Source organism: Noviherbaspirillum pedocola (assembly GCF_016632335.1).
Taxonomy (GTDB): Bacteria; Pseudomonadota; Gammaproteobacteria; order Burkholderiales; family Burkholderiaceae_D; genus Noviherbaspirillum_A; species Noviherbaspirillum_A pedocola.
In genome coordinates, this window is record NZ_JAEPBG010000016.1 from 23562 (window position 1) to 43942 (window position 20381).

Here is a 20381-nt window from a genome sequence, read left to right on the forward strand (position 1 = left end):
CGCGCTGGAGCTTGCAACGCGCCGCGGACTAGCCGCTCAGCGTTTGCCGAGCGCGCGGTTGAGGATCAGTGCCGCAAGCGTGCCGACACCGCCAGACAGCAGGTAGAGACTGACCGCATGCAAACCAAAGTGCGCTGACAAGCCAAGCGCGACCAGCGGCGCAAAAGCAGCGCCGGCAAGCCAGGACAGATCCGAGGTCAGCGCCGCGCCGGTGTAGCGATACCGGGTTTCGAAATTGTCCGTCACGATGCCTGCAGCCTGCCCATACGACAAGCCCAGCAGTATGCAGCCGACCAGCACGAAGATGTCCTGCCCGGTCTCACTGCCTCCCATCAGCATTGGCACGAACAGGCTGAAGATGCCGATCAGCACCGCAAGCGTACCAAGAGTATTGCGGCGTCCGAAGCGGTCCGCAATGAAGCCCGAAGCGATCACGCCAACCAGGATCAGCGCCGCACCACCAACTTCAACGATAAGGAAATCCCCGACCGAGCGGCTAGAGTAAAGTTCGATCCACGACAGCGGAAAGACGGTCACCATGTGGAACAGCGCATAGCTAGCCAGCGCTGCCAGCGCGCCGATGATCACGTTGCGGCCCTGGGTATGGCCGAGATCGGCAACGCCGGTCGGCTCGAGTTCGCGCTCGTCCAGCAGGCGCGCATATTCAGCGGTCGACACGAGCCGCAACCGGGCGAAGAGAGCCACCACGTTGATTGCGAAAGCGACATAGAACGGATAGCGCCAGCCCCATTCGAGAAAATCCTGGTCGGCCAGAGAGTAGAGCAGGAAGGCAAACAGGCTGGTGGCCAGCATCAGGCCCACTGGCGCGCCGAGTTGGCCGAGCATTGCGTAGAAGCCGCGCCGGTTGCGTGGCGCGTTCAGCGCAAGCAGCGACGGCAATCCGTCCCAGGACCCGCCGAGCGCGATGCCTTGTCCAATACGCAAGGCAGCCAGCACCAGGATGGCAGTCACGCCAAGCCGCTCGTAAGTCGGCACGAATGCAATGCCTGCGGTGGAGAAGCCCATCAGGAACAAGGCCAGCAGCAATTTCACTTCGCGACTGTAGCGACGCTGGATCGCCATGAACACGACCGTACCGATGGGCCGGGCTATGAAAGCGAAGGAGAAGATCAGGAAAGAGTGCAGGGTGCCGGTGAGCCTATCTTCGAAAGGAAAGAAGACCGCCGGGAAAACCACCGCGGATGCGATGGCGTAGACGAAAAAGTCAAAGTACTCCGACGCACGTCCGATGATCACGCCAACGGCGATCTCGCCCGGGGCAATGTGACCATCGCGTGCATTGATGTTGCGGGCGCCACTACCGATGGATTCTGGCGAGTAATCGGAAGGAGTACGTCCTTCATAAGTCGTTGTTCCAGCCATAACCACGTTCCTCCAATCACTTTGTTTGGGATGACGCAAAAGGGCATGAAGCTAGCTTCTTTGATGCTGGTTAAGGTGACGCATAATTTCGGACCTGACCTGGTGAGACAAAATGTCCAGTCGGCATGTCAGGGTTTTAAAGGTACAGTAAATCGGTTCTCCCTTCACCTCCATTTCACGAACGTCGCATGAATTCCCAGAAAGCTCGTCGCGGCCTGTTGCTGTTGCCGGCATTACTTGCTCTTGCCGGGTGCAACACGGTGTTATTGAATCCCGCCGGTGACATTGCCAAGCAGCAGGGACAGCTTATCGTTGTCTCGACCTTGCTGATGTTGTTAATCATCGTCCCTGTGATCGTGCTCACATTGATATTTGCATGGCGGTATAGGAAAAGCAATACTGCCGCAAAATACGAGCCGAACTGGGATCACTCGACTCGCCTGGAGCTCATCATCTGGGGCGCGCCGCTGCTGATCATCATCGTGCTGGGCCTGATCACCTGGATCAGTACCCATATCCTCGATCCTTATCGGCCGCTGGAACGCATCAGCGCCAACCAGAAGGTGCCGGAAGGCATGAAGCCGCTGGACGTCGAAGTCGTCGCGCTGGATTGGAAGTGGCTGTTCATCTATCCGGAACAGGGCATCGCCAGTGTCAATGAACTCGTCACGCCGGTCGATGTGCCCATCCATTTCAAGATCACCGCTTCGACCGTGATGAACGCTTTCTTCATCCCGTCGCTGGCTGGCCAGATCTATGCGATGCCAAGCATGCAGACCGAGTTGCACGCTGTGATGAACAAGCCGGGCGTGTATAACGGCCTGTCCTCGAACTATAGCGGCGCCGGCTACTCCTACATGAACTTCAAGTACCACGCCGTTTCGCAGGAGGAGTTCAACAGCTTCGTGCAAAAGACCAAATCGTCAGCCGCCGACAAGCTCGACCGCGCCGGTTACCTGTCTCTTGAAAAACCGAGCGAGCGCGAGCCTGTCCATTATTACGGCGCCGTCGAGCCCAAGCTGTTCTCCGCAGTGGTCAACCGTTGCGTCGAACCGGGCACCGTTTGCATGGACAAGATGATGGCTGCCGACGCCGACCGCGTGCGCGCCGTCGTCTCGGGCGAAGTTCCCAAACATGAAGGCGCTGGCGAAGCGGAAAGCCACACCGGCCATCCTGGCAATGAAAAGCCCGCTGAACATCATTCTCACTAAGACTTGCCATGTTAGCTAATCTCGACCTGAAGCAACTCATCTTCGGCCGACTCAGCTGGGACGCGATCCCGTATCACGAACCCATCCTGATCGGCACCTTCATCATGGTCGCCCTCGGCGGCCTGGTGGTACTCGGCGCAATTACCAAGTTCCGGCTGTGGGGCCCGCTGTGGCGTGACTGGATTACCAGCATCGACCACAAGAAAATCGGCATCATGTACATGATTCTCGGCCTCATCATGTTCCTGCGCGGCTTCGCCGACGCGATGATGATGCGCGCGCAGCAGGCAGTGTCCTTCGGCGACAACCCGGGCTTCCTACCGCCGCATCACTACGACCAGGTCTTCACCGCCCATGGCGTGATCATGATCTTCTTTGTGGCGATGCCGCTGGTGACCGGCCTGATGAACTATGTCGTGCCGCTGCAGATCGGCGCGCGCGACGTGGCGTTCCCGTTCCTGAACAATTTCAGCTTCTGGATGACCACCTTTGGCGCCCTGCTGACGATGGCTTCGCTGTTCGTCGGCGAATTCGCGCGCACCGGCTGGCTGGCGTTTCCGCCGCTGTCCGGCATCCTGGCCAGTCCCGATGTCGGCGTGGACTATTACATATGGTCATTGCAGGTGGCCGGCGTTGGCACGCTGTTGTCCGGCGTGAACCTGATTGCGACCATCGTCAAGATGCGCGCGCCGGGCATGACGCTGATGAAGATGCCGGTGTTCTGCTGGACTTCGCTGTGCACCAACGTGCTGATCGTGGTGAGCTTCCCGATCCTGACCGCCGTTCTGGCGATGCTGGGCCTGGACCGCACCATCGGCACGCACTTCTTCACGAGCGACCTCGGCGGCAACGCGATGCTGTACGTAAACCTGATCTGGATCTGGGGCCACCCCGAGGTCTACATCCTGGTGCTGCCGGCCTTCGGCATCTTCTCGGAAGTGGTGTCCACCTTCTCCGGCAAGCGCCTGTTCGGCTACACCTCGATGGTGTATGCGACGATCGTCATCACGCTCTTGTCCTACCTGGTGTGGCTGCACCACTTCTTCACCATGGGCTCCGGCGCCAGCGTCAACTCGTTCTTTGGCATCACCACGATGATCATCTCGATCCCGACCGGCGCGAAGATCTTCAACTGGCTGTTCACGATGTATCGCGGCCGCATCCGCTATGAGCTGCCGATGATGTGGGCGGTGGCCTTCATGGTGACCTTCGTCATCGGCGGCATGACCGGCGTGATGCTGGCGGTGCCTCCGGCCGACTTCATGCTGCACAACAGCCTGTTCCTGGTCGCGCACTTCCACAACGTGATCATCGGCGGCGTGCTGTTCGGCCTGTTCGCCGGCATCAATTACTGGTTCCCGAAAGCCTTCGGCTTCAAGCTCGACACCTACTGGGGCAAGTGGTCGTTCTGGCTGTGGGTGGTCGGCTTCTACCTGGCCTGGATGCCGATCTATGTGCTCGGCTTCATGGGCGTGACCCGCCGCCTGTCGCACTTCGACGATCCGGCCGTTCGTCCTTACCTGATGGTGGCCGCTGTCGGCGTGCTGCTGATCGCGGGCGGCATTGCCGCGATGCTGATCCAGTTCGGCGTGAGCTTCCTGCGCCGCAAGCAGCTGCGCGACCTGACCGGCGACCCATGGGATGGCCGCACGCTGGAATGGCTGACCTCGTCGCCGCCGCCGGACTACAACTTCGCGTTCACGCCGGTGGTGCACGACAACGACACCTTCACCTTCATGAAGGAGCAGAAGTACCAGCGTCCGCGCGATGGCTTCCTGCCGATCCACATGCCCAAGAACACCGCGGCCGGCTTCATCATCGCGCTGCTTGCCGCCGCACTCGGCTTCACGCTGATCTGGCACATGTGGCTGCCGGCCGTGTTGTCCTTCGTGGCAATGATTGTTGCGACCATCGTCCATACGTTCAACTACAACCGCGACTACTACATTCCGGCCGAAGAAGTGCTCCAGACCGAGAATGCGCGTACCCGTTTGATCGAAAGCCATGTCTGAGATGTCTACCACCATGACCGGCGCCAGCGGCGCCGATAACAAACTGCAGTTCCATGTGACCGAGCACCATCCGGAGAACGGCACCCTGCTCGGGTTCTGGCTCTACCTGATGAGCGACGTGCTGCTGTTCGCCAGCCTCTTTGTTGCTTACGCGGTGCTCGGCCGCTCCTATGCCGGCGGCCCGTCCGGCGCCGACCTGTTCGATTTGCCGCTGGTGGCGCTGAACACCAGCTTCCTGCTGCTGTCCTCGATCACCTACGGCTTCGCGATGCTGGCCGCGCAACGCAAGGCGCTGTCGACCGCCATCGTCTGGCTGGGCATCACCGGCTTGTTCGGCGCGGCCTTCATCGGGCTGGAACTGTACGAGTTCATCAATCTGATCCATGAAGGCGCCGGCCCGCAGCGCAGCGCCTTCCTGACCGCGTTCTTCTCGCTGGTGTCGACCCACGGTCTGCACGTGACCTTTGGCATCATCTGGCTGATCACGCTGATGTTCCAGCTCGGCCGCCATGGCATCACTCCGGAAAACATGCGCCGCATGACCTGCCTGTCAATGTTCTGGCACTTCCTCGACGTGGTCTGGATCGGCGTCTTTACCTTTGTCTATCTAATGGGAGTCCTGCCGTGAGCCAGCAACATACGCATTCCGCCCACGACCACGGCCACCATGGCCATCATGGGCATGACGACCATGGCAACCACGGCAGCCTGAAGGATTACACCATCGGTTTCGTGCTGTCGGTGATCCTGACCGCGATCCCGTTCTGGCTGGTGATGAACCGGGTCATTTCGAACTCGAATGTCGCCATCTTCGTGCTGCTCGGCCTGGCTGCGGTGCAGATCATCGTGCACATGATCTATTTCCTGCACATGAATACCAGTGCCGAAGGTGGCTGGTCGCTGATGGCCCTGGTCTTCACCGGCATCCTTCTGGTCATCGTTCTGTCCGGATCGATCTGGGTCATGTTCCACATGAACGCCAACATGATGCCTTCGATGGGCAACATGCAGCACCAGATGTGACGACGATGAAAGAGATGCGCAGCGGCGCGAAGGCGGATGACGCAGCCTTTGTACCGCCGCGATCCTTCGCGGCGCGGCTCACGCTCATGGCGTGCGCCGCGTTTTTCTTTGCGATCTTCATTGCGCTCGGCACCTGGCAGGTGCAGCGCCTGCAATGGAAGCGCGATCTGATCGAGCATGTGCAGCAGCGCGTGCACGCCGCGCCGATGCCGGCGCCGCCGCCCGCGCGATGGTCGCGCCTGAGCGCGCAGGCCGATGAATACCGGCATGTGCAAATCGCCGGCCGCTATCTCGGCGGTCAGGACACGCTGGTCATCGCCAGCACCGAGCGCGGCCTCGGCTACTGGCTGATGGCGCCGCTGCGCGCCGACGATGGCGGCATCGTGCTGATCAATCGCGGCTTCGTGAGCGAAGAGGAGGGCAGGCGGCTGCGGCAGACCGGCGCAAACCTCGGCACCGAAAATCCGCACGAGCACATTGTCGTCACCGGTCTACTGCGCATGGCCGAGCCGCATGGTTTCTGGCCGCGCCGCAACGAGCCTTCGACAGACCGCTGGTACTCGCGCGAGCTCGGCGCCATTGCGGCCAGGCGCGGCTTGCCCGAAGTCGCGCCGTATTTCATCGACGCCGATGCGCAGTCCGCGCAGTTCGGTGGCGCCGGCGATGCGCGCCCGGTCGGCGGCCTGACCGTGATCGACTTTCCGAACAACCACCTGGTGTATCTGCTGACTTGGTATGCTCTGGCGCTGATGACGGCGGTCGCCCTGTGGTGGCTGCTGCGCGATGAGATCCGGCTGCGCCGCGCAATGCGGCAATGACGCCGAGCGGGGAACAGGGCATGGAAAAACAAAGCGAAGCAGCCGTCGCCGTCGAGGCGAGCGTGCAGTGGAGCGGCGAGGGCATGGAAAGCAGCGCCGGCCACGACAACATGATGCAATTGATCCAGCTGCGCTGGATCGCCATCGTCGGTCAGATCACCACCATCGCGGTGGCTGTCTATGGCTACGGCATGCAGTTGCCGCTGCGGCAGATGATCACGGTGCTGGCTTGCCTGATCGCCTTCAACATTGCCAGCCATCTGCGCTGGCATGAGCGTCGGGTCACAACGAACAATGAAGTGTTCTTCGCGCTGCTGGTCGATGTCGCCAGCTTCACCGCGATGCTGCATTTCTCGGGCGGCCTATCCAATCCCTTCGCCTTCCTTTACCTGCTGCAAGTCATTCTTTCCGCGGTGCTGCTCGAACCATGGTCGACCTGGATCATCGTGCTCATTGCCAGCGCCTGCCTGGCAGGGCTGGCCACTTTTTCCAGCACGCTGCTGCCGCTGGATGGGGACCGGCGCTTTTCCGCGCTGTATGTGCAGGGACTGCTGGTGTGCTTCGCGCTGAACGCGTCGTTGCTGGTGATCTTCGTCACCCGCATCAATCGCAATCTGCGCGCCGGCGACGCGCAGCTCGCCGATCTGCGCCAGCGCGCCGCCGAAGAAGAGCACATCGTGCGCATGGGTTTGCTGGCCTCGGGCGCGGCGCATGAGCTTGGCACGCCGCTGGCAACGCTGTCAGTCATCCTGGGCGACTGGCGCCGCATGCCGGAATTCGCGAAGAACCCGGAGCTGCAGGAGGAGATCGCGGAAATGGAAACCCAGCTGCGTCGCTGCAAGTCCATCGTCAGCGGCATTCTGCTGTCGGCCGGCGAAACCCGTGGCGAATCGGCGGTGAAGACAACGCTGCGCGATTTTCTTGACGACCTGGTCGCCGAATGGCGCGCGAGCCGGCCGATCGTCTCCTTCGCCTATGACAACCGCATCCACGACGATATCGCCGTGGTTTCTGACTCGGCGCTGAAACAGGCGATCCAGAATGTGCTGGACAATGCGCTGGAGGCTTCACCGCAGTGGCTCAGCCTGGAAGCCGGCGTGGCAGACAACAGCCTGCTGCTGGTTGTCACCGACGCGGGAAGCGGCTTCGCGCCGGCGATGCTGTCCCAGTTCGGCAAGCCCTACCAGTCGAGCAAGGGCAAGCCCGGCGGCGGCCTCGGGCTGTTCCTGGTGGTGAATGTGTTGCGCACGCTGGGCGGCACCGTTGCCGCTCGCAACCGCGCGGGCAATGGGGCAGTGGTGGAAATGTACCTGCCGTTGTCAGCAATATCGCTGGAAGGAAAAGGAGGCAATGCGGATGAATCAAGCCACTGGACCGGATGAAGCACAAACAGCGGATACGGGCAATGAGGTGGATGAGCACGACGACGAACGGCTGCTGCTGATCATCGAGGATGACGCTGCGTTCGCGCGTACTCTCGCGCGTTCCTTCGAGCGGCGCGGCTACCGCGTGCTGGTTGCCCCCGGCCATGATGAAGCGGCCGCGCTGCTGGAACGTGAGTCGCCCGGCTACGCAGTGGTCGACCTGAAACTCAACGGCGCCAGCTCGGGACTGGCCTGCGTGAAGCTGTTGCATGAACACGATCCGGACATGCTGATCGTGGTGCTGACCGGCTTCGCCAGCATCAATACCGCAGTCGAGGCCATCAAGCTCGGCGCTTGCCAGTACCTGGCCAAGCCATCGAACACCGACGATATTGAAGCCGCCTTCGGCCATGTCGCCGGTACCGAGGTCGAATTGACCAACCGCGCCACCTCGATCAAGACGCTTGAATGGGAACGCATCCACGAGGTGCTGGCCGAGACCGGCTTCAATATTTCCGAAGCGGCGCGGCGCCTGGGTATGCACCGGCGCACGCTCGCGCGCAAGCTGGAAAAGCAGAGGGTGAAGTAGCGAGCCGCGACGATGGCTTGGCAAGGCGACACGGCCTCACGCCACCACCGATGCGCTTCAGATCAGCGCCGGCGTCTCGGCCTGGTGCGCGGGTTGCGCCTGCTGCCAGGATTGCGTACGGTTGCGTCCGCCGGACTTGGCGGCATACAGCGCGCGGTCGGCTCCGTCGAGCATGTCGGCGGCGGACACGTTTGCATCGGCCGGCGCAACCCGGTAGCCAATGCTTGCCGTAACCCTTCCTAGCGGGCTGCCCACATGCGGCAGCGCCAGGTCAGCCAGTTCGGCGCGAATGCGCTCTGCGACCGCGGCAGCGCCGTCAAGATCGGTGTCAGGCAACAGCACCGCGAATTCCTCGCCGCCATAGCGCGCCGCCAGGTCACCTGTGCGCATGAGCTGCCGCAGCAATACCTGCGCAAGCTGACGCAGGCATTCATCGCCGGCCGGATGACCGTACTGGTCGTTGTAGGCCTTGAAGAAATCGACGTCGATCATCAGTAAAGCCAGCGGATGCCGGCCGCGCGTGGCCGGATCACATTGCGTGGCCAGCGCCGCGTCGAATTCGCGCCGGTTCGCCAGCCCGGTCAGGCCATCGAGGCGGCTCAGCGCCGAGAGCTCGCGATTGCTCTGTTCAAGCAGCGACTTCGCCTGCAGCAGCTTGCGCTCCGCTTCCTTCTGCGCGCTGATGTCGTTGCCGATGGCAACGTACTGGTAGACAGTTCCGCCTTCGTCGAAGAAGGGCACGATGGTGGTGTTGAGCCAGAACTTCGTCCCGTTTTTGCTGCGATTGCAGGTCTCGCCGCGCCAGACCCGACCGGATTCGATCGTGCTGCGGATCGCGGCGAGGTCCTCGGGCGTCTGGCATTCGAGGCTCGTGAAGCTGGCATCCTGGCCGAGCAATTCCTCACGCTTGTAGCCGGAAATGCGGCAATAGCGGTCGTTGGCATGAACGATGCGATGTCGTATGTCGGAAATGTCGAGGATGGCATGCTTGTCCAGCGCCTGTTCCAGGTTCTGCACTTTGGCGAAGGATTCATTCAGCCGTCTCCTCGCCACTGCCTGCAGCCGAATCTGCCGGGTCATGAAATAGCCGCCGCAGACCAGAAGCGCAATCATTGCAAGCAGAGCGCCAGCCTGCAGCTTCATGCGCGCGCGCCAGCCGGCAAGAATTTCCTCGGTCGGAACTGCCGCCAGCACCATCAGGCCGTACGCATCGACCCGGCGCACCGCATACTGCCGCTCGATGCCATCGAAGGGCGACACATGCAGGATCGCACCGTCGGCCTTGCCTTCGCTGAAAAGGCGAAACACCGTGGTCTGGGCAATGCTTGCGCCGATCAGCTGGGCCTGGAACGGCCGACGTGTAAGCAGAACGCCCGAACCTGTGGACATCGCGAACAGCCCATGCTGACCGACATCGAACTTGCGGTAATAGTCGTCGAATGTGGAAAGCCGCACGGTGGCGAGCGCGACGCCGGCGAAACTGCCGTCGGCATGTTCCAAGCGGCGCGACAGCGGCAATATCCATTCCCCGTTCGCCTTGCTGCGTACCGGCAGGCCAATGTGCAGCTCGCGGTCGGCATGGGTACGGTGATAAATGAAGTATTCGCGGTCGGCGTTGCTGACATTGGGCGACGGCGGTACTCGCGTGTACGCGATCCAGCGTCCGCCTTCGTCATACACGAAAAGCCCGTGCAACTGCGACTGTTGCGCTACCCGCGCGTGCAAGACCGCTTCGAGGCGCCGCAGGCGGTCGCCGGCGAGGCCGTCGCTGTCGATGCGATCCGTGACTTCGCGCAGCACCGTATCGCTTTGCTTGATGGTCGCTTCCGCATGTTCGGCCAGCGAAGAGGCGAGATTGACAGTTGCGCCGGCGGCGTTGGCCAGCCACTGCTGGCGCGCATTCCAGCCCAGCGCTGCCACCATTAGCGTCAGAGCGAGACAAACCGCAACGAGAAACCATGTCACCGCCCGGGCCAGCGGCGGATGAGCGGTGCGGCGGCGGAAAAGTGACGGGAAAGCGGGCATGGCGGCGCAAAACCGAAGAGGTGGCGCAAGCATACCGCAAATTTCCTTTAGGAAAATATGCGACGTGTACGACTTAACATTTATTCGGTTGAAATTTCACGAATGCCGTGGGAAAACGCATAAACCTTTCGCAGTTCGAACTGCGGAAACGGACGACCATGCCGCCGCGGATGCAGCGAATGCTGATGCGGCACGGCAGTAACCGCCATGCTGCACGGCCCGGCGCACCCGTCCGGAGACGCGTATCCCAACCGGACCAGCAAGGGGTTCATGGTAGATTGCTCATTCCGCTACGCTTTCGCGTTCTTCGCCGAATACCCATGTGCGTCAACTATTTGCCGGTATCCCGTAACACCCTGGAAGAGATGTTCGAAGCTCCGGTGCAAACGGGTGCTTCCTGGCCAGACGAAACCTATCAGGACTATCTCGCGCCCATCATCCTGCCCGACGAAGCCGGCCGCCGCATCGCGGTCGCAGCTTCCTATGGCATGGTGCCCAAGTCGCAGATGCCGCCCGGCGCGAAACATTTCGCGACCATGAACGCCCGCTCCGAAACCGTGGGTCAGCTGCGCAGTTATGCCTCGGCATGGCGTGCGCAGCAATTGTGCCTGGTGCCGATGACGGCGTTTTACGAGCCGAACTGGGAAACCGGTCGTCATGTGCGCTGGCGGATCGGCATGGCCGACGACGCGCCATTCGCCGTGGCTGGCCTGTACCGGCGCTGGCGCGAAGGCGAGGGCAGCGGCTATTCCTTCACGCAGCTCACAGTCAACGCCGACGCGCATCCACTGATGCGGCGCTTTCACAAGCCCGGCGATGAAAAGCGGTCCCTGGTGATCGTGCCGTGGCGCGACTACGATGCGTGGCTGTCCTGCCGCAATCCCGAGGAAGCGCGCAGCTTCCTGTCGCTGTATCCGGCTGACGCGATGGCGGCGCGTCCGGAGCCGCGGCTGGCGACAAAGCCAATGCTGCGCGCGGCGGCTTCATCCGTGCCAGTCAACGGTGATCTGTTCTGAATCGGCTTTCTCGGGAAGCGCCGCGCGCGGCGGATCCTGTGTAAAACCCATGCTGTCGTCGTGCAAGCCGGGCGGCAATCTCAGGCATGCCGCCATCTCGCCGGCTCGGCTTTATGCATGCGCAAGAATCAGGTACCGGCCTGGAACTAGCATGGCGGCGTGAAGCCGGGAAAACGCCGGGATGACGCAGCGTCGGTAAGCACGCGCCATTGCATACGACAGGCCATGCCATGAACGAAGACAGGAACGATTCGATCCATCCCGACATTCTGGAACGGCTGCATCGCGATCTTGCCGACAGCTACGACGAGGAGTTCGAGCTGGAGCTCGACGACCGCATCGAAGACCAGCTCGGTCGCGACCTACTACCCGCCCAAGGCGAATCGAAGGAGGAGCGCAGCCTCTACTTTCGCGAGCTGTTTCGGCTACAGGGCGAGCTGGTCAAGCTGCAGGACTGGGTGATGGCGACCGGACACAAGCTGGTGATCGTCTTCGAGGGACGCGATGCGGCAGGCAAGGGCGGCATCATCAAGCGCATCACGCAGCGGCTCAACCCGCGCGTCTGTCGTGTCGCTGCGCTGCCGGCGCCGAACGACAGGGAGCGCACGCAGTGGTATTTCCAGCGCTATGTCGCGCATCTGCCGGCGGCCGGTGAAATCGTGCTGTTCGATCGCAGCTGGTATAACCGTGCCGGCGTCGAGCGTGTCATGGGCTTTTGCAGCGATGCACAGTACGAGGAATTCTTCCGCTCCGCGCCCGAATTCGAGCGCATGCTGATGCGCTCCGGCATACAGCTGATCAAGTACTGGTTTTCGATCTCGGACGAGGAACAGCGATCGCGCTTTCTGGCGCGCATCCATGATCCGCTGAAGCAGTGGAAGCTTTCGCCGATGGATCTGGAATCGCGGCGGCGCTGGGAGGATTACACCCGTGCAAAGGAAATCATGTTCGAGCGCACCAACATCGCGGAGGCACCGTGGTGGGTGGTGCCGGCCGACAACAAGAAGAAGGCCAGGCTCAATTGCATCCATCACCTGCTGTCGCAGGTACCGTACGCGGACATTCCGCATCAGCCGATAGCCTTGCCGGAACGGCTGCGCAGCGAGGATTACGCGCGGCGTCCGGTGCCGGCCGAGCTGTGCGTGCCGGAAGTCTATTGATGCCGAAATAAAAAACGCGCATCCCGTGAAGGATGCGCGTTCCGTGTTGTCACGCACGCCGGCAGTTGCCGGCGACGGGATTAGAACACGTGGTTGATACCGACGGAAACGCCGGTCTGGTTGCCCTGGCCAGCAGGCGAGGCGATCGGCATCTGAGCGGAGCCGCCGTACACGAAGGCGCTGTTCAGGTTGCCGGTCGACGGCTGGGTGCCGCGCAGGCCGTCCTGGTAACGGGCATAGTCGATGTCCGCGTAGAAGTTGGTGCGCTTGGACAGCTGGTAAGTCGCGCCGACCATCAGCAGCTGACGCTTGCCGCTTGCGCCGCCCAGGCCGTTGATCTGGCCGCTGGCACGAGTGTCGTAGTAAGCAGCGGTCAGGCCCATTGCCGGGGTGATGTCATAGCTGCCGCCAACCCACCAGTTCTTCTGGGTCACGTCGCCAGCGCCCAGCAGGGACTGGTTTTCCTTGGCATAGCCCAGAGCGATGCGGGCCGGGCCGAAGGTGTAGGCGCCGCCAACGGTCCAGTCACGGTTGTTGTCGTATTGCGCAGCACTGGTTTGGGTTGCCGGGGCGATCAGAGGCTTGCGCAGGGTGTACGCGCCGCCAACGGAGATCGGGCCGTTTGCATAGGTCACGCCCAGGGCTTGCTGGGAACCGCTGCGGGCCGAACCAGCCTGCTCGCCCAGCGCCCACTCGGCACGTGCCGTGACCGGACCGAAGGTGCCGGTGTACTGGATGTCGTTGTTGACGCGGGTGCCGGCAGCGATGCTGGCTTGCGAGGTCGGAGCGATTCCGGCGTACTTGAAGTTGAACGGATCGTAGGCGCCGACGGTTTTGTAAGCCACGGTGAACTGACGGCCCAGATCCAGGGCGCCCCACTGGCCGCCGAGGCCAACGAATGCCGAACGCTCGAACAGCTGGTTAGCGCTGTTGTTCAGCGCGCCGGTGCCGGAATTGAAGCCGCTTTCCAGGGTGAAGTGGGCGTTCAGACCGCCACCCAGATCTTCGATGCCCTTGAAGCCGAGACGGTTGGAGTTGTAGGTGCCGTTCGAGCCCATGCTCAGCTTGCTGTGGCCAGACTGATCGGCATTGCTTTGATAGCGCACGCCGCCATCAAAGGAGCCGTACATGGTCACGCTGGTTTGTGCTTGTGCAGCACCAGCGAAAGTGCCGATGACCGCCAGGGCGAGTAGCGATTTTTTCATTCAATTCTCCAGAAGTAATTTGCTGACGACTGCGGACACGCTGCGTCAGTGTATTGCTGTCAAGCTTCCATCGCGGAATCGCAGTTTGCGCCGCCCGCATTGCAATGCAGAGGGCAAAAACTGCTCTTCCAGAGTCCGGCGATGGAGATTAACTGTCCTATATGACAATGCCGTGAAGCTTGGGCACTGGTCTCCTTGAACTACCTGGATGGATTCCCGGATGCGCCGGGTTATCTGCACCGCACAAGGCGGTGTGTTGTTATGCTGTGGAAACTGTGTTCGATTATAAATGATAATGGTTAAAACTCGAACCAAGCGTTGCAATTCGGCGACACTTTAGCGCAAGTTACTAGCGGGGCGACTGAGAAAGCATTCACCCGAGACAAGCTCAGCCGAACCATCACAAACGCCCCGCAATCCACTACCGACCGTTCGAGATGCCAATAGTCAACGCATTTTCAACTTGCTGAATATCTGAAAAGCAAGCTCCTTGGTAATGAACGCCGCACTTCGGTTCCCTTCCAATAAGATTTTTAAGAAATTTTGTGAAAACTTTCGAGGACTGCGTTCTCTCGCAGGCAGCACCGGCAGTTTTTCCCATTGTCTTGCCAAACCACTTTCTGTTGAGAATGAAAAATTCCGCCTAAAATAGCGTGCGATAAAAGTTCATGTTAGACGTCAAACGAACATAAGCTTGTGTATTTCCATAATCCGCTGGAAGGTCATGCGCGCTTCTTGAAATTTGTGCACGACCCCGACAAGGATGTGTTGCGAGCATCGTAAAAACGCTGCAATTGAAAACCGGGGGATTTTCCCAGGTCCAGCTTCCAGATGAAACATGCGCCGACACGAGCGCATGCAGCCGCCGATAAACCGATGTATTCCCGACCTTACTCGCCCCCCAGTCTGCAAACCCGACTTTGTTGTCTCGTTCTGCTCGCCTTCCTGCCGGTGCTGGTCGGGTTGTCGCTCGACGCCTGGCAAAGCCGTCGGCATGCACTCGAGCTTGCTTATAACGGCGTAGCCGACGACGCAGTGCTTGCCGCGAACGCGCAGACGATGCAGCTCAATGCCGTATCGGAAATGCTCACGATGGTAGCGATCAGTTATGACAGCATTGCCCGCAGCCCGGGGGACTGCAGCGTGTATCTGCGACGTCTGCTCAGCGGACAAGTGGGTTTTGCCAATGCCGGCGTTCTAGACAGTAACGGCCGCGCAGTCTGCACGGCAATCAGCGGGCCGGACGGGGGGGATTTCAGTACGCGCGCCTACTTCCGTGAAGCCCGCGAAACCGGCCGCTTTACGGTCAGCGGTCTGCTCATCGGGAACATATCGGGCTCGCGTTCGCTGGTATTTGCCTATCCGCGCCGTGGCGCCGATGGCAGTTTCGCCGGCGTGATATTCGTGTCATTGCGGGATGTCGAATTCGCCAAATTGCGCCTGGCGGGCACGAAGTCGGATTCGAGCTTTACCTATTTCGACCGCGACGGCGCACTGATCGTGACCGACCCGCTCGACAGCGATCGCCCCGAGGCGCAGCTCGACAAGGCCAGCATGCGGCAGGCATCGCAGCATCCTGGCGAGGCTGTGCCGAGCTTTGTCCGATCCGCGGATGGCACTGTCTACATCGGCGCGCTCGTCGCCGTGGCGGGACCAGCCGGCGCGGTCGCCTACGTACGCAGCACGATTGCCGATGCCATTCCACTGTATGCCTGGCGCATGGGCGTGCTGCGCCGTGCCGGCGCCGCTTCCCTGATGTTGATGTCGGGCCTGGTGTTGTGCGGGATTTTCCTGCGCCGCTGGCTGGTGCACGACCTGCTGCAAACCGTCGCCTTTACCCGCATGGCTGTTGCGCACCCCGTGGGTGATGTGCCAATCATCGCTAGAACGGCCGAAATGCATGCCGCCATGGGCTCTGTGATCGAGATGGCGCAGCGCCTGCAGGATCAGCGCGCGCAGCTGGCCTTGCTGCATGACGAAGCCTATGACGCCAGCGTCCGTCTCGAAAACAAGCGCTTGCGGCTGTCGGCCGCGCTCGAGCGGCTCGAACGCATGTCGGCGCAACTGGTCAATGCACAGGAACAGGAGCGCAAGCATCTGGCGCGCGAATTGCACGACGAACTCGGGCAGCGCCTGACCGCGCTGAAGCTGATGCTGCATTCGACGCTGCCGCATGAGGCGCCAGGCTCGCCCGGCTGGCACACCGCCGAGCGCGAAGTCTCCGAATTGATCGCCCAGGTGCGCGCGATCTCGGTATCGCTGCGCCCGCCCGCGCTGGATTTGTTCCCGCTCGAAGTGGCGGTTCGCCAGATGCTTGAGCGTCACTTCTCCGGCAGCGCCATCGATGTCGACTTCGAAGCGGCAGGCGTGCCCGAAACGCTGGACGAGACCAGGAAGATCACCGCCTACCGCCTCGTACAGGAAAGTCTGACCAACATCACGCGCCATGCCGCGGCCACGCGGGTGGTGGTGGAAATGAATGGTGGCGAGCACGGCGACGAACTGGAGATCATCGTGCGCGACAACGGCCGCGGTTTCGATGTCGATACCGCCGAGGACGCTTCGCGCGCGCTTGCCTCCAGCGGCCTGTGCGGCATGCGCGAACGTGTGGAACTGCTCGGCGGCTCGCTGCAAATCATCAGCCGCATTGGGCAGGGCACGCGCGTGCTGGCCTGCCTTCCGATCAAACAAACAAGCAAGCAAGAAGAGCATGAAAAGGAACATATTGCTGGTTGACGACCACGGGCTGGTACGTGCCGGCATCAAGACACTGATACACCAGATCGCTGACTTTGCCGTGGTGGGCGAAGCATCCGGGGTACAGGAAGCCGCTGCGCTGCTGGAGACGCTGCGGCCCGATATTCTGGTCACCGATATCTCGATGGGCGATGGCAGCGGCCTGAACCTCGCGCGCGCGACAAGGGAACGCCATCCCGCCGTCCGCATCATCATCCTCAGCATGCTGGCGTCGGAAGAGGTGGTTGGCGAAGCGCTCAAAATGGGCGTCTCCGGCTATCTGCTCAAGGAAGCCGCGCCGGCCGAGCTCGAGATCGCGCTGCGCGCCGTGGCCCGCGACGAGGTGTATCTGAGTCCCGGCGTTTCCACGCGCATGGTGCAGCGGATGATGCAGCCTGCTCCAGCGCCGGATCCGGGCCTGGGCGCCCTGACCGCGCGCCAGATCCAGATACTGACCATGATCGCCAGCCGCAAGGGAACCAAGGAAATCGCTTTCGAACTCGATCTGTCGGAAAAAACCATTGCCGCGCACCGGGCGCAGATCATGGAGCGCATCGGCGTGCGCGATGTCGTCGGGCTGGCGCTGTTCGCCATGAAGCATGGGCTGATCAAGCCGCAGGAATGAGCCCGCCGCGCCGCGTGGATGTTCGGCGCGGCGCATCAGGGCGTCAAGGCGGCCTCAGGCGCCCGATGGCATTTGCGGTGCCTGGAATGCTTCCATCCATCCGGGAAAGTCCTGTGCCGCCATCGGTTTCGCAATGAAGAAGCCTTGCGCGATATCGCAGCCAAAGCTTGCCAGCCGATCCCAGTGCTCGCGGGATTCCACGCCTTCGGCCACTACCTTGCAACCGAGATCATGTGCCAGGTCGATGGTGGAGCGCACGATGCGCGCCGCGTTTTCGTTGTGCAGCATGTCGTTCACGAAGGATCTGTCGATCTTGATGCAGTCCACTGGCAGCCGCGACAGATAGCTGAGTGATGAATAGCCGGTGCCGAAGTCGTCGATGTGCAGCGGCACGCCATCGTCGCGCAAGCCGGCCAGCACCTGCAGCGCATGCTCGGCGTCTTCCATGAGCATGCTCTCGGTCAGCTCGATTTCGAGCATGCCGCGCGCGCTGCCGCGCTCGGTGCGCAGCGCGCGCAGGGCTTCCGGCAGGCCGGCATCACGCAGGTTCACGGCCGACAGGTTGATAGCGATCGGCACTGCGCAACGCGTGTGCAGCCATTCCTGCTGCAGACGCAGGGCGGCATCGATCACCCATTCCGTCAGCGGCTTGATCAGCATGGTCTGCTCGGCCAGAGCGATGAATTCATTCGGCCCGACAATGCCGCGCTTCTCATGCATCCAGCGCACCAGACCTTCGGCGCCGCAGACCGCGCCGCTGCGCATGTCGATTTTCGGCTGCAGATACAGCCGCAATCCATTGTTTTCAATTGCATGCCTCAGCTCACCGATCATCACCAGTCGGGCCGCCTGCGCATGGCTGTAGGAAGGATCGAATACCGCGTAACCCAGGTGATGCATGCGCGCATGGTTGAGCGCGATATCCATGTGCTGAAACAGCGCATGGCTGCTGGCGCCGTGTTCCGGATAGCGGGCGATACCGATCTTGGCCGCGACCTCGATGGACAGGTCGGCGATCGGGAAGGCCTGCAGCAGCAGGCGCTCCAGATTCCGCGCGAAGATCTGTGCTTCGTCGCCAGCGCCGTCGGGCAAAAGGATGCCGAACTCATCGCCGCGCAGACGCGCCACAGTGGCTTCGGCCGGCGCCGCATTGCTGAGCCGCGCACCAAACTGCCGGAGCAGATCGTCACCATAAACGAAGCCCAGCGCCTCGTTGATGTCGCGCAGGCGCTCGACATTGATCTGCAGCAGCGCGAAGCTCTCTCCGCGTTCGATGTTTTCATGGATGAGCCGCGTGAAGCGATTGCCATTGGGCAGCCCGGTCAGTTCGTCGTACCAGGTCAGGCGGTGCATCAGCTGACGCGTTCTTTCCTGCTCGGCGCGCTCACGGAAGGTGACGATGCCGAAAGCCATGTCGTCGGCGGATTCAGCCAGAAGCGCGGATTCGCTGTCGCTGAAATCGTCGACGTTGCTGGAATAGATCGCCAGTGCGCCGATGGTCTCGCCGCCCAAGCGTAGCGGATTGGCGATGCAGCAGCCGTACAGTGTCACTTCCTTGCGCCATGGCGCATAGGCCGCGTCCTCGTGCAGCCGGCGCGCGATGCGCGGCACGCCTTCGCGTATGGCCTGCGCGACCGCATGGCCGGCCGCCGGATCGCCGCCGCCGCCGTCGCGTATGCGCAAAAGCGCCTCCATGCCGCCCGGATGGCCATACTGCGCCATCGGTTGCAGCATGGCCCCGGCCTCGGCGCCGCGATACCACACGCAAGCCATGCGATAGCCGCCGGCGCTGACGATGGCTTGGCACATGTTGTCGAGCAGATCAGCTTCATCGCGTGCATGCAACAGGCTGCGGTTGCCAGCCGAAAGCGTGCGCAGCGCCCGGCTTACGTGCTGCAGCTCGTCCAGGCGCTGGGTCAGCGCTTCGTTCAGGCTGCGGATCTGCTCTTCGGCGCGCTTGCGCTCGGTGATCTCGGTGCCGAGCACATAGTAGCCAAGCGTCCGCCCGGCGCTGTCCTGCTGCGGCACCACGTGAATCAGCTCCCAGCTATCCGGGGTGGGCTGCCAGTCGTAGATTACGGTATCCCCGGATAGCGCCCTTGCGATTACCGGCGCCAGGCGCGCATACAGCTCGGGATCCAGCACCTCACGCACGGTGAGCCCGATGATGTCGGCCCTGCCTGACGCAAAGCGCTCCACGTAGTTGCGATTCGTGAAGACATAGCGCTGCTGCGCATCGATGTAGGCAAGCAAGCCCGGCACGCTGTTGATCACACCTTCCAGGTATGCCTGGCTGAGGCGTAGCTGCGCGCTGTGCTCTTCGACCTGGCGCTCCAGCAGCTGCTGCACTTGCCGCGTCGCGCTGTCGGCCTTGCGCTGTTGCCGGCGGATCGTGAGGTAGTTTGCCGCCAGCAGCAGCGCCAGAAGAATCGCGGCGCCGACGTCCGCTGCCACCGTACGGCGATTCGCCGCTTCCTGCTCGGCATTGCGCACCGACAGCAGCCGGTATTCCTCGGTTTCCAGCTCCCGGATGATGCGGTACATGCGCTCACGGGTCTCCTGCAGCGCCGTGCTCTGCATATAGCGCGCCGCGGCTTCCGCGCCTTCGCCGTTGCGCACGACCTCGATGCGACGGTTGATCGCAATGCGCTCGTCGACCACCGCATTCAGGTCCCGCAGGCGCTGCAGTTGCGTTGGATTGTCCTGCATCAGCTTGCTGATGTGAGCAAGCAGCCGCGCGCGCTCGGCAAACATCGCATCGCGTTGCGCCAGCAACGCCGGATCGGGACTCAGACGGAAGTATTGCGAGGTGAGTTCAATATCCAGCGCGCTCGCGCGTACCCGTGCCAGGCCATCCAGCAGCGCATAGGTGTGGACCACCAAGCGCGAGGCGTTTGCGGCATTGTCAGCCAGCCGCGCTGTCGTGGCCGCAAGGCCAATGACAACGAGCAGCGAAGCGGCGAAACTCATCAGTACCTTGTCATTGAGCCAAGCTGCCGCCTTCAATTGTGAACGCTCCGGTATGTTGCAAACTGCATAATCTTACCGGAAATATTCGTTAATCGAACGAATCGTTAACTATTATGTGGACTTTAGACGCCATTGCTTAACAAGTGCAGGACTCTCCATCACCCATCAGAAATTTTCCTAGGAAGTCATAGGAAATCGCCGATATCCCCGGGTTTTTCCATGGTCTAAGATCTTTGCGTTTGTC

At 61.7% G+C, this 20381-nt stretch carries 16 protein-coding genes; 11 read left to right on the top strand and 5 right to left on the bottom strand.

Annotated features, from left to right (window positions below):
* Positions 1-36: 36 nt before the first annotated feature.
* Positions 37-1383: an MFS transporter gene (locus JJB74_RS25425; protein WP_200596806.1), complete on the bottom strand. Its 1347-nt coding sequence runs from the start codon at positions 1381-1383 to the stop codon at positions 37-39.
* Between the two features lie 188 nt (positions 1384-1571).
* Here JJB74_RS25425 and cyoA point away from each other — a divergent pair, with 188 nt between their 5' ends.
* The 7 genes from cyoA to JJB74_RS25460 are packed head-to-tail and all read left to right on the top strand — an operon-like array spanning position 1572 to position 8400.
* Complete coding sequence (gene cyoA, locus JJB74_RS25430) at positions 1572-2594, top strand: ubiquinol oxidase subunit II (RefSeq protein WP_200596808.1); 1023 nt, start codon at positions 1572-1574, stop codon at positions 2592-2594.
* Positions 2595-2602: 8 nt separating this feature from the next.
* Entirely contained in the window at positions 2603-4606 is a 2004-nt protein-coding gene (cyoB, locus tag JJB74_RS25435; protein WP_200596810.1) for a cytochrome o ubiquinol oxidase subunit I, read from the top strand.
* A gap of 1 nt (position 4607) precedes the next feature.
* Positions 4608-5234: a cytochrome o ubiquinol oxidase subunit III gene (cyoC, locus tag JJB74_RS25440; protein ID WP_407672425.1), complete on the top strand. Its 627-nt coding sequence runs from the start codon at positions 4608-4610 to the stop codon at positions 5232-5234.
* On the top strand, positions 5231-5629 hold the full coding sequence (gene cyoD / locus JJB74_RS25445; RefSeq protein WP_200596814.1) for a cytochrome o ubiquinol oxidase subunit IV: 399 nt from the start codon (positions 5231-5233) through the stop codon (positions 5627-5629). The genes cyoC and cyoD overlap by 4 nt, the downstream gene beginning before the upstream one ends.
* 5 nt (positions 5630-5634) lie before the next feature.
* Positions 5635-6447 (top strand): SURF1 family protein, encoded by an 813-nt coding sequence (locus tag JJB74_RS25450; RefSeq protein WP_234484849.1) that lies wholly within the window; start codon positions 5635-5637, stop codon positions 6445-6447.
* Between the two features lie 20 nt (positions 6448-6467).
* A complete protein-coding gene (locus JJB74_RS25455; protein ID WP_200596816.1) occupies positions 6468-7829 on the top strand; it encodes an ATP-binding protein in 1362 nt (453 codons plus the stop codon).
* A complete protein-coding gene (locus tag JJB74_RS25460; protein ID WP_200596818.1) occupies positions 7804-8400 on the top strand; it encodes a response regulator transcription factor in 597 nt (198 codons plus the stop codon). Before JJB74_RS25455 ends, JJB74_RS25460 begins: the two co-directional genes overlap by 26 nt.
* Positions 8401-8457: 57 nt before the next feature.
* Here JJB74_RS25460 and JJB74_RS25465 read toward each other — a convergent pair whose 3' ends face one another.
* Together JJB74_RS25465 and JJB74_RS25470 are read right to left on the bottom strand one after the other, a co-directional pair.
* On the bottom strand, positions 8458-10425 hold the full coding sequence (locus tag JJB74_RS25465; RefSeq protein WP_200596820.1) for a diguanylate cyclase domain-containing protein: 1968 nt from the start codon (positions 10423-10425) through the stop codon (positions 8458-8460).
* 80 nt (positions 10426-10505) lie between these two features.
* A complete protein-coding gene (locus tag JJB74_RS25470) occupies positions 10506-10697 on the bottom strand; it encodes a hypothetical protein (protein WP_200596822.1) in 192 nt (63 codons plus the stop codon).
* Between the two features lie 48 nt (positions 10698-10745).
* Here JJB74_RS25470 and JJB74_RS25475 point away from each other — a divergent pair, with 48 nt between their 5' ends.
* Positions 10746-11441 (top strand): SOS response-associated peptidase, encoded by a 696-nt coding sequence (locus tag JJB74_RS25475; RefSeq protein WP_200596824.1) that lies wholly within the window; start codon positions 10746-10748, stop codon positions 11439-11441.
* 230 nt (positions 11442-11671) lie between these two features.
* Entirely contained in the window at positions 11672-12601 is a 930-nt protein-coding gene (ppk2, locus tag JJB74_RS25480) for a polyphosphate kinase 2 (protein WP_200596826.1), read from the top strand.
* A gap of 80 nt (positions 12602-12681) precedes the next feature.
* Here the strand turns inward: ppk2 and JJB74_RS25485 are convergent, their stop codons facing one another.
* Entirely contained in the window at positions 12682-13806 is a 1125-nt protein-coding gene (locus JJB74_RS25485) for a porin (RefSeq protein ID WP_200596828.1), read from the bottom strand.
* Between the two features lie 876 nt (positions 13807-14682).
* Here JJB74_RS25485 and JJB74_RS25490 point away from each other — a divergent pair.
* Positions 14683-16542, top strand: coding sequence for an ATP-binding protein (locus JJB74_RS25490; RefSeq protein WP_200596830.1), 1860 nt, complete (start codon positions 14683-14685; stop codon positions 16540-16542).
* The gene (locus tag JJB74_RS25495) at positions 16517-17167 is read left to right on the top strand and encodes a response regulator (protein WP_200596832.1); all 651 of its coding nucleotides are present in this window, start codon (positions 16517-16519) and stop codon (positions 17165-17167) included. The genes JJB74_RS25490 and JJB74_RS25495 overlap by 26 nt, the downstream gene beginning before the upstream one ends.
* Positions 17168-17221: 54 nt before the next feature.
* On the opposite strand, the gene JJB74_RS25500 is transcribed toward JJB74_RS25495, so the two are convergent.
* On the bottom strand, positions 17222-20173 hold the full coding sequence (locus JJB74_RS25500; protein ID WP_234484850.1) for an EAL domain-containing protein: 2952 nt from the start codon (positions 20171-20173) through the stop codon (positions 17222-17224).
* Positions 20174-20381 lie beyond the last annotated feature (208 nt).